Raw genomic sequence first — 7,388 nt, forward strand, 5'->3', positions numbered from 1 at the left:
TACGCGCATACCTATTGATTGGGTCACCGGCTTCATAGTCCGAGCCATCTTTGTCGTCTTTAAACCGATAAGCTTCGTCCTGGCGCACATATACCTGCATATTAGGTGATAGTTGATAATCTACCTGAACGTAATAACCAATAAACTTTTCCACATTTTTATTGCCAGCAAAAATGTTATCTACTTCGATATCTCGTCGTTGGATTTCAGTTGTGAAGCGCCATTTATCAATACTGAGTTCAAAAGAAAGCATCAATGCTTTTAGGCCAAGCTCACCCTCAAACAGTGGAGGGGTGACAGTAAGATCTTGAAACGTTTCCCCTGCTCCCGGTGTAAAATCAGCATCTAATTGAACATAAGAAAGCGCAGTGCGCCACGCACCAGAACCGGGTTCAAAAGACAGCCTCGTAAAGCTAGCGCGCTCATTATCGAAGCTACCAGAGGTTTTCGTACTTAAGATTGACTCAACACTATGACTATTAAAAATCGGCTCACCAAAAGCAGTACTAAACGACAACGTACCGCTCTGGAATTCCCGGTGCCCATAAAGCCCTATACTATCTGATGAATGTAATATCTCTTGCAAGTAATCAATATAAATAGACTCAGGCAACAGTAAACTAGGACGTGTTACTGCAACATCTCTAGTTTCGTTAAAGAAGCCAAACGGATTCTTTAAACGCCCTGCTCTTAAACCTAAACCATATTCAAAATCATCAAAAAGCCGCCAATCAAGTATCGCAAAATCAAGTCTAGTACCTTTTGGCTCGCCGTTACCAATCTGTTTGTAAAGACCCTGCATGGAAAACTGTAAAGAGTTCGTCGCCTTCCAAGACCCGTTTAAACCAACACTATTGTATTTAAAGCTACCATCAGAACTAGAACCCAAAAAATCATTTTCATCGGTTAAAACAAAGCTTTGACTAACAAAACCGTGCCAATTGATATGATCCACTAGATATTTCTTAGCTTCCGTAGCGAAAGAAACTAAAGAAGTTCCACCCAGCACAACCGCTAAAACGGCCTTAGCGAATACTGACCGTAGTAAAATGCTCATTCGACATGCCTCCTTCAACATAACCAATTGCCCCGGGTGTATTATTAATTGTCGCTAGCATATCTTCGACGGATTGAACGACAACAGGTCCCTGACCTATACCTGAGTATATGTACCGGTCCCATTGACGCCTAAGTTGATGCGGGAGCATTTTTAAGGTATTCATCAAAAATGATCGATGAACCGGGTTGGTATCTTGGAAAACCACCACTGTAATCTTTGTTCCATCGGGCCAAGCTCTAGCTCTCAGACTAAAAATAGCGCGCAACTCATTTAAGCTTAAAGTGTCGGTTAGCGTGGAGAGATGAGTGATAACAGACTGCGCGTTCGCTGATTCACTGACATGACCGCCTGAGTCATCAGCATAACAGGTACGGGCGAGCGACAGTTGGAAAACTGCAATCAAAGAAATATAAATGATAAAGGACTTTATCCACATGATTACAAAGGTAGACCATAATCTGTGGATTGCCAAAGCCACAAACCTAAACACGCGTGGTTTTACACTTTAATAACATAGCTCTGAGTTTTAAGAGCAATATGGAGATATAAACAAGAATGGCCCGCCCTTCAGGATTCGAACCTGAGACCTTCCCCTTAGGAGGGGGACGCTCTATCCAGCTGAGCTAAGGGCGGAAAAATAGGCGCAGGAATAATAGCGAGCAAATGAGTCAGGCTCAAGTGGAAATTACACGTTGCAACAGATTATTCCCATACAATTGAAGCCAGGACTTGCGATACCCACTGTTACCTACGACTAGGACAGTGCCTTAACCTTCGTTTGTAAACTTTGGAAGCGTTTGTATTGCCTATGCTGAGCAGGAATATGCTTAACATTGTCCAAGCATTGCTCACACTTTGCTTTGAGCTGAGGGTTGCCACCTTGCTGTCGAATTTGTTTTAGCATTACCTGGACGGTATTAAGGTTAAGGGCTGGGTGTTTTGGCGTAACCTGAAGCGCCTCATCAAAAACGCGAATCGCTTCGTCCAGATCACCCTCTTCAAATGCAGTAATACCACTCTTGTTAAGCTTTCTAGCTTTAACCCTTTTCTGAAGGCTAACAGGCTCATCAAGCAACTCTTCAATATTGTTCATGACACCCTTGTCGTCCGAGTGACGCTCTGCCAAATCACTTAATACCTTCTCGGCTTCGGTCTCGTCTCCCATACTGTAGAGTGTTTTAGCAAACTCCAAGGTTGTTTCAGCTGAGGCGCTCGATACATCCATTGTTTCCTGGGCTTTATCCAGTGCAGCCTGAGACTTTTTGTCATCACCCTGCCCTTTGTGAACACGGGCCTCGATCAATAATGCACTAGCCTGAACATTGACATCATCCTTAAATTTCTTACTAGCACGCCCTAGAATATGAACAGCTTCTTTTGCCTGTTTTTTACCATTATCCGACGTATCACCTTCAGCCAAATCAGAAAGGCAGCGACCTAAACTTAAATAATTTTCAGAAGACTCGTGTACAGAATTGTGCCCCAACTTTACACTTTGACAAAAAGCATCCGCAGCGCCTTCAACATCTTTATTTTTAGAGCAAACTTCAGCAAGTTTCTGCTGACGCAGAATAGCATGCGGTGAAATATCAACAGCCTTTGCCAAAGTTTTTTGCGCATCGCGGGCCTTCCCATGCTTTAGTTGCGCTTCGGCCAAGGTATCATAGGCTTCAATTAAGTTCGGGTTACCTGCTAATAAGCCTTGAAGCCCCTTGATAGCGCCTTCATAGTCACCCAAAGCAACTTGCACCTTGCTTAAACCAAGCCTTGCCCAACCAATATCACGTGTCGATAACACGTCACGATATATCTTCGCTGCGCGTTCGTTCTCACCCATCTGAAAATAAAGACTAGCAAGCTTGCGCATACACCAGGTGATATATTTAGTTTCGTAGCGAACCTCTTTATTGATTAGTTCGATCGCTTTGGGGAGGTTTTCAGCATCAATCGCCTCATTAATAGGTTTCAATACCTCACGCTGCTCGATCATTGCATCCAAACGTTTTTGTAAAACGGCTTTTGTAATAGGCTTTGTGATGTAGCCATCAGGCAAGTATTCAAGCGCTCCCATGACCATATCTTTAGAAGTTTCTGCCGTGATGAGTATGAATATGCCTGTATGCTTAAGAATTTTATTGTGACGAAGTTCTTCCAGAACCTGTTGCCCGCTCTTTCCGGGGCCTAGGTTATAGTCGCACAAAATAATATCAAACTCTTCATGCTCACAACGAGCAACGGCGTCTTCACCATTCCCCGTTACCTCGATACTCTCAACCCCAAACGCTCTGATCATTTGGCGTATTGAAAGACGAAAGTTTTCGAAATCATCGACAACCAAAAAGCGCAGATTGCGATAGTATTTGGCTAGCTGAATTTGTCTTTGCAACTCACTCATAAAACACTTACTTCACTGTTCCTAAATTTAATACTCCTAAGTGTAGACAAAAAATCAAATCAGATAGCGTATATTCAAATATTTCTTTTGACTCACGACACTGAACAATAGAAAATTCAGGCTTTTAACAAGCATGGTCTTATCTATCTAATATGGAATTCCCTTCTTTTATCGATATTGAATACAGCACACCAGATGAAGGCGGTTTTCCAACTGCAATTACCTGGTCACTAGCCAACGGCCAAATCAAGTCTGTACTTATTATCCCTGATGACGAATGGGACCCTTGGGACAATACCGACAGCACCGTAGATCTTCAATTTCTTTTTGATCAAGGTGTTTCCGGGCCTGACGTAATTCGAGAACTAAACCAGGACTTGGATGGCCAAACAGTTTTTATTGATGGCCTAGATGAAGATGAAGCCTTATTAGAACTGCTATTCGAGACTTATAATAACGAACTAGGCTTTGAAATAGCTTCAATCACCCAGCTCTTTAGCTCTCACCCACTAGAAACGCTGCTAGCGAAACGAAATGACCTGGCTATCGAGAACCAGCTTGATATTGACTCAATTGAAGACAATGTTCGCGCACTGCTTCACCTAAGCAAAGAAATCCTAACTTAGCATCTAGAATTTCTCAGGTTCAATTCACAACAACGCTCAGCAAACCCAATATTATGTTTTACTTCAATAAATTGTGAATCGTATCGAAGCACATTTGGTAATATCGTGGCACCATATTGCATTCCGTAATTCAATACCTCAATGCAAGCTATCAACCGTAGCAAAACCGGATCTACAAATGGATCAACTAAAATTAAGGATGCCCAGCAACATGGTTTGCAAACGCTTCGCACTCGCCCTAGTTTCAATTCTGCTATCTATTTCTACTTTGACTCAAGCCAACGATGATAACGGTTTTTTTAGCAACCCTGGCCCTAAGTCCGAAAGAAACTACTTATCTGTCGGTCTTTCTTTGAACGAATTCAACAGGCTCAACCTTAATCTCGTCCTCTCTGACAGCGTATCTTACGAAGATAGAACTGAAGGCTCTCCGGTTTTATCATTCAGCGGCCTTACTGCACAAACCTACGGCCTTAGCGTTATTTATGGTAGCTACCTAGATGACACTTTCAAAGCAGAGTTTCGTTACGGCAAGGGAATCAAAGAAGACACGCTTAAAGGAGCAAAGGATGTCAACCTAGATCATTGGATTGCGACATATATGGGAGCCGAGCAAGAGATTACAGATTATTTTAATGCTTACGCACTACTTGGACTATCTTACTACCGAGCAGATGTAACGCGTCATGAAGTTATTAGAACCGTCTCGGAAAGTGCTATTTCTAACGCGGAATCAGCGGTTCAACCCAGCCCATTCGTGGCCGAGTCACATTTATTTAAAACGAACTTCAGTTTAAGCTGGATTATCGGAGGAGACTATAAGCTGAGTGATCAGTGGTATTTATCCTTTGAATACGGTCGTTTGCTCAAGGACACTGATACGAATATCGAAATAGATCAGTACAGTACCTACCTAAAGTTTGAATTCTAAGGATAAGCCCACTACTCAAACCGACTAAGCAAATTTCCTAGCCGCGCTCTATTTTCCAGCATTGGTGAATATGACTATTGCGCTCAAAATCTTTATCCACTGACATTTTGGTAAAGTCTGTGACCTTATAGTTTGCGCTCAAGCCTGGATCAAGCTTAAACCTTCGCAGGTTATTCGAGAAAACCAGCACCCCCTTTTCAGACAGCAAGCTCATACACTGCTCTATGAGTACGACATGATCACGCTGAATATCCAGCACCCCCTGCATTCGTTTAGAATTAGAGAAGCTCGGTGGATCTAGAAAAATCAGATCAAAACTGGCTTTTTGTTCCTGTTGTGACTTTAGCCACTCAATACAATCTGCCTGAACTACTTTATTGTCACGAAGCGCTAGCCTATTGAGCGCCAGATTTCCCTCGAACCAATTCAAGTAGGTCTTTGACATATCAACGCTCAAGGTTGATTTCGCACCACCAAGTGCGGCATAAACACTCACCGCACCTGTATAACAAAATAAATTTAAAAAGCGTTTATCTCTGGCATTATCATAGACCCACTTTCTAATGGGACGATGATCGAGAAACAACCCGGTATCCAAGTAGTCCTTTAGGTTTACCTTGAATCGCGCACCACTCTCACTTACTGTAAAAAAGTCTTTTTGAGATGCTTCTTTTTCGTACTGTTTAGTACCTTTTTGTATCGAACGAACTTTTAAAGCAATTCGCTTCGTCGGTATCGTTGCACCATTAAAACTAAACTCGCTTAATACCTTAAGCCCCTCTCTTAGCCTTTCTCGGCTAGCTTTCTCATCAATAGACTTTGGCGCTTGATATTCCTGGACATGAAGCCATGTAGTTTGATCAATGCTTTGGTACATATCGACTGCGAGCGCAAATTCCGGCATATCAGCATCGTACAAGCGATAGCAGCTAATCTCATTTTTCTTAGCCCACTTACCGAGGGTCTTAAAATTCTTCTTAAGGCGGTTAGCGAACATTTCAGCACGCTGTGGATTCGATATCTTCCAGTTGCTAGATGAATGTTCTAATTTAGAGGAGCTCGCAGCATCTTTGTAGCGATTATCCTTATCAAGACTAAATAAGATGAGTTGACTTTCGATAGCGCCATTAAAGAGTTTATACTGTTTATATGAACGCCAGCATATGGCCTTACCTAAATCTGCATTTCCTGTAAATACGCCGGCACTCCATCCAAGCAAGTCTCGCTCAAATAGCTCACCCAACACACCATACAGCGTTTTAAGGAGGTTAATCTCGCCCAAGCGCTCTCCATAAGGAGGGTTCGTTAGCAACAACCCCGCCTGATCATGTTCAGCAAGGGTAAAATCTTCTAGTGAGCGTTTCTCCACATGAATAATCTTATCAAAGCCTGCCTTTCTAACATTATCCCAAGCTTTCGCCACAACTCTAGAATCCTGATCAAAACCAGTAATACGCCCCTGATATGAACCTAAGCCTTTTTCGAATGAATCTAAAGCAGCCTGACGAAGCGCACTCCATAATCGCTCATCATGACCTTTCCAACACTCAAACCCCCAGCGCTCGCGAGCAAGTCCTGGCGCTTTATTGGTAGCAAGCATTGCCGCTTCAATAAGCAAAGTGCCAGAGCCACACATTGGATCAATAAAACTAGCGCTGTCGTTGTAACGCTTAGGCCAGCCACTCAGCAAAAGCAATCCGGCGGCAAGGTTTTCTTTGAGTGGCGCAGCACCGGTAACAGAACGATAGCCGCGTTTGTGGAGACTTTCACCTGACAAGTCGAGGCTTACGTTAATTTTCCCTTTTGCCAACCTGGCTGATATACGGATATCAGGCTCGGCTCGACTAACTGAGGGCCGGTCCCCAACAAGGTCACGAAACTTATCAACAATTGCATCTTTTACTCGCAAAGCACCAAAGGTAGTGTTGTTGACATGTTCATTTTGCCCAGAGAAATCGACCGCAAAACTAGCCGTACAATCGAAATATCGACTCCAGTCTATAGAATAAGCTGCGTCATAAATTTGATCAGCCGTTTCCGCTTTATGTGAACAAAGCTCAAGTAAAACCCGATTTGCAACTCGCGACCAAAGTAATACACGATACAACAAAGATTTATCTAATTCGGCACTCACGCCAGCAGGCGTTGACTTTGTCTGCTCGACTCCAAAACTATTGAGTTCTTGCTCAAGAACGTAATTTAGCCCTCGGGGGCACGTTATAAAAACATTATATGAGTCGTTATTTCGCATGTGTTACCAAATTAATACAAACTGAAATTAAGAAATAATCGCGCATTCGAACACGTTACACCCTATAAAACAAGCTATTACGGAAGCTTATACTAAAGCTATATATAAATAGTGTTTTATAGAAA

The 7,388-nt window shown here is 42.7% G+C and carries 6 protein-coding genes and 1 tRNA gene; 2 read left to right on the top strand and 5 right to left on the bottom strand.

The features are described 5' to 3' along the window. The 4 genes from A3766_RS17400 to A3766_RS17415 form a co-directional block, all read right to left on the bottom strand. Positions 1 to 1,057: hypothetical protein (locus A3766_RS17400; RefSeq protein ID WP_068642589.1), on the bottom strand; the 1,057-nt coding region annotated here is incomplete at its 3' end. Continuing rightward, positions 1,026 to 1,532: a hypothetical protein gene (locus A3766_RS17405; protein WP_156495025.1), complete on the bottom strand. Its 507-nt coding sequence runs from the start codon at positions 1,530 to 1,532 to the stop codon at positions 1,026 to 1,028. The genes A3766_RS17400 and A3766_RS17405, both read right to left, overlap by 32 nt. Before the next feature lie 84 nt (positions 1,533 to 1,616). Continuing rightward, a tRNA-Arg gene (locus tag A3766_RS17410) sits at positions 1,617 to 1,693 on the bottom strand. A gap of 121 nt (positions 1,694 to 1,814) precedes the next feature. Then, the gene (locus tag A3766_RS17415) at positions 1,815 to 3,455 is read right to left on the bottom strand and encodes a tetratricopeptide repeat-containing response regulator (protein WP_068515721.1); all 1,641 of its coding nucleotides are present in this window, start codon (positions 3,453 to 3,455) and stop codon (positions 1,815 to 1,817) included. A gap of 152 nt (positions 3,456 to 3,607) precedes the next feature. Here A3766_RS17415 and A3766_RS17420 point away from each other — a divergent pair, with 152 nt between their 5' ends. Both A3766_RS17420 and A3766_RS17425 read left to right on the top strand, forming a co-directional pair. Continuing rightward, positions 3,608 to 4,081: a hypothetical protein gene (locus tag A3766_RS17420; protein ID WP_068515724.1), complete on the top strand. Its 474-nt coding sequence runs from the start codon at positions 3,608 to 3,610 to the stop codon at positions 4,079 to 4,081. 178 nt (positions 4,082 to 4,259) lie between these two features. Beyond that, positions 4,260 to 5,012: an outer membrane beta-barrel protein gene (locus A3766_RS17425; RefSeq protein WP_082880424.1), complete on the top strand. Its 753-nt coding sequence runs from the start codon at positions 4,260 to 4,262 to the stop codon at positions 5,010 to 5,012. Positions 5,013 to 5,049: 37 nt separating this feature from the next. On the opposite strand, the gene rlmKL is transcribed toward A3766_RS17425, so the two are convergent. Continuing rightward, positions 5,050 to 7,263, bottom strand: coding sequence for a bifunctional 23S rRNA (guanine(2069)-N(7))-methyltransferase RlmK/23S rRNA (guanine(2445)-N(2))-methyltransferase RlmL (gene rlmKL, locus A3766_RS17430; RefSeq protein ID WP_068512355.1), 2,214 nt, complete (start codon positions 7,261 to 7,263; stop codon positions 5,050 to 5,052). Between the last annotated feature and the right edge of the window lie 125 nt (positions 7,264 to 7,388).

This window comes from Oleiphilus sp. HI0132, from assembly GCF_001635845.1.